The organism is uncultured Gimesia sp. (assembly GCF_937919775.1).
In the GTDB taxonomy this organism is placed as follows: domain Bacteria; phylum Planctomycetota; class Planctomycetia; order Planctomycetales; family Planctomycetaceae; genus Gimesia.
This window is the reverse complement of record NZ_CALFPF010000169.1, coordinates 1-3226: the sequence shown is the minus strand read 5'-3', so window position 1 is coordinate 3226 and position 3226 is coordinate 1. Positions and strand designations below refer to the sequence as shown.

The window sequence follows — 3226 nt, the reverse complement described above, 5'->3', positions numbered from 1 at the left end:
TATTTGCCACCAGACCGGCAAAACGATAGTAGATGAGCATGAAAATGATAACGGCTACCGCAGCAATGACGATCGCCTGTTTACCCTTCTCCTGAACATCACTCCCTAGCAGGGGACTGATTGAAAATTCGGACACAGGCTCCGGTTTCAAAGGAACTTCGAGCGCCCCCGCATTTAAAACGTTTAACAGATCAGTAATTTCTTTCTGAGTAAATCGCCCGGTAATTTGTCCTTCCGCACCAATGGTCGTAATCAATCGAGGTGCGGACTGAACTTTACCATCCAGCAGCACAGCCAAATGACGATGAAATCCATCTTTACTGGGACGATTTTTCGAGGTTAACTGACTGAAAAGGTTGCCGCCACGGGCATTAAATGTGAACGCCACCGCCGGAGATCCATTCTGGTCAGTCGATTGCCGGGCACGAACCAGATATTTCCCTGTCACGCGACGGTCCTCGTTTGGCTCAATGATCACCAGCACTTCTTCGCCTTGAGTGCCATCTTTGCGAGTGAACGATCGCACAACCATCTGGTCATCCTGGCTAAACGGCTCATCATCATTCACCTCACGCCAACTCGCAATCACTCGACCTTCGCCATCCCGAATATCCTTACCGGGACTCTCCAACGCACGAGAGACGAGAGTGGCATGATCACGCTGATTTGCCACAATATCAAATTCCAGACTTCCCAGACGGGTAATCAAAGATTTAATCCGCTGAACATCATCAGTGTCCGCTCCGGGAACAATGACTTCAATCCGGTTCTGTCCTACTTTTCGAACAGTCATTTCTTCCGTACCGGAAGGATTGATACGACGCCCGATGGCCCCGACCATTTGATCCATGACCTCGTTCGAGAGTGCTTTTTCACTCTTGCCTTCGTCTACTTCAAACACCATATTCGACCCACCCGCGAGGTCAATCCCGAGCCGGATGGCATTACGCCAGTCGTGACCACTGGCAATCTGCCAGACAAAGGGAGTCGAGGCAATGACGGCGGTGAATAAGACCAGACCGATTTTCCGTGAATAGTCCTTCATCTTGAGGGCACTCGCAATGATGGCCCCCAGGATAAATGGTAATACGAATACGACAAGAATCACGAGTAAGATATACCACCCGGATACGTTTGATGTCGTGTTTTCAGTCACTTCTGCAGCAAATAAGGCTGCTGAGCGGAAATCAATCCCTGTCGTTCAATTAGTCCCAAAACTACTTTGTTTGTATGGGCCGATTCGTTCGGCAATGAAGGTTTAAACTGACACCACTGTGTCAGAAACTGATTAAATCTAATAGCTTTCTCTAAGAAACTAGGTCGCCGTTTCTTTCAATTCTTCCTGATAGAGCCCCTGGATGGCACTACGACGAAATTTTATCCTGGTAGTCTCATCAATTTTTAAAGTCACTTCCTGCTCTTTTTCCGAGATGCTGGCAATCGTGCCAATAATCCCGCCGATAGTCACGACACGATCATTTTTCTTTAATTCACCAAGGGCCTTCTCACGACGAGCCCGTTCCTTTTGCTGTGGCCGGAACATGATGAAGTAAAAGAAAATCACAATGGCAATCAGAGGTAAAAACTGAAATATCGGAGAAGGGGCAGGGCCTTCTTTGCCAGCGGCCTCTTCTGCAAATAAATATAACGTCGTGAATAAAATGTTCATTCAATTCTCTTCCAAAGGCTAAAGAGTGATCCCATTAAAGTGAGACTCAATAATAACTTAGGGACACTCTGCTTCCTGATTTTGCAGGTTCATTTCTCAGGTGCGGGTTGATCATGGTGCGATCCGAATTGGCCCAAACCTAAACAATTTCAGGAGTTATCTAACAATCATTTAAGCTGTATCTTAGAAAGAAGCGTTCCAACGGGCAAGGTGAACCGCCCTAAACTCCTCAACTTGTTCATTGAGTATTGCCTGACGCATATCTCGCAATAATTTCTGATAAAAGGCAATGTTATGCAGTGAGACCAAAATCGGCCCCAGCATCTCCCGCGACATGAACAAATGCCTCAAATAAGCCCGACTATAGTCTCTTGATCCGGGAGAATCACATTCCGGATCCAATGGACTGGGGTCTCTGGCATGTTTTTGATTACGTAAATTCACCCGTCCCTGGCTGGTGAATGCCATGCCATTTCTCCCATTTCTGGTCGGCATCACACAATCAAACAGATCAACGCCCCTGATGATGGCTTCCATCAGATCTGATGGCCGTCCCACACCCATCAGATAACGGGGTTTCTCGACCGGCAGCATCGGAGTGGTAAAATCCAGCGTAGAATACATATCTTCCGGTTTTTCCCCTACGCTTAACCCACCAATGGCATAGCCCGGAAACTCTAGTGGAAGTAATCCTGCTGCAGATCGCTCCCGCATTTTCTGGTCAGTTCCCCCCTGAATGATACCGAACAGGGCCTGGTCATCACGTTTCTGGGCATCCCGACAGCGTGCGGCCCAGTTGGTCGTACGATCTACCGCATCCTGCATTTTTTCGGGCGACACATCATGTGGCGGACATTCATCCAGACACATAATGCAATCCGCACCCAGCTGTTCCTGAATTTTGACTGCTTTTTCGGGTGACAATTCAAATAAACTGCCATCAATATGCGACCGAAATACAACCTGCTGATCATCCATTTTCGTGAGCTGTGCCAGGCTGAAGACCTGAAAACCGCCACTGTCTGTCAGGATCGGCCCATCCCAGTTCATGAATTCATGCAGGCCCCCCATTTCTTCAACAATCTCTGCTCCGGGGCGCAGTGCTAAATGGTAGGTATTTGCTAATACCTGCTGGGTTCCAACCTGTTTCAGTTGCTCAGGCAATAACCCTTTGACCGACGCTAACGTCCCGACAGGCATAAACGCCGGGGTATCGACAACACCATGCGGAGTATGCCAGCGTCCGACGCGCGCTCCGGTCTTTGAATCGGTATGGATCAGTTCGAATTGAAAATGAGACACTTTGACTTACTCTGGAAAAGAAAATTTCATTGATCACGATTTAGCTGATGCCGGGACTGAATGTTCAGACTTGTTTTAAGGCATCGTTGATAATTCCCAGATACCAGAAAGCGATCCGGAAGACAACAAAGATGATGAAAGCGGCAACAAGTGCCCAGATGAGCCAGCCCAGAACAGCAGCTAATGTAGCCAGACTCCGTTGTGCATCTTCCTGAAAACGGGGACTCAATCGTTGCAGAGTTTCAGGAACGGTCC

The 3226-nt window shown here is 48.1% G+C and carries 2 protein-coding genes and 2 pseudogenes; all 4 read right to left on the bottom strand.

The window, feature by feature from the left end:
- A pseudogene (locus Q0294_RS04570) lies at positions 1-1108 on the bottom strand (protein translocase subunit SecDF); the annotation flags it as partial.
- Between the two features lie 207 nt (positions 1109-1315).
- Complete coding sequence (gene yajC, locus Q0294_RS04565; RefSeq protein WP_299461382.1) at positions 1316-1669, bottom strand: preprotein translocase subunit YajC; 354 nt, start codon at positions 1667-1669, stop codon at positions 1316-1318.
- Between the two features lie 183 nt (positions 1670-1852).
- Positions 1853-2971 (bottom strand): tRNA guanosine(34) transglycosylase Tgt, encoded by a 1119-nt coding sequence (tgt, locus tag Q0294_RS04560; protein ID WP_299461380.1) that lies wholly within the window; start codon positions 2969-2971, stop codon positions 1853-1855.
- A gap of 64 nt (positions 2972-3035) precedes the next feature.
- A pseudogene (locus Q0294_RS04555) lies at positions 3036-3226 on the bottom strand (type II secretion system F family protein); the annotation flags it as partial.

What these genes read in the sequence shown, in the direction of transcription:
- yajC (WP_299461382.1), bottom strand. Translation starts at nt 1,669, where the DNA reads ATGAACATTTTATTCACGACGTTATATTTATTTGCAGAAGAGGCCGCT.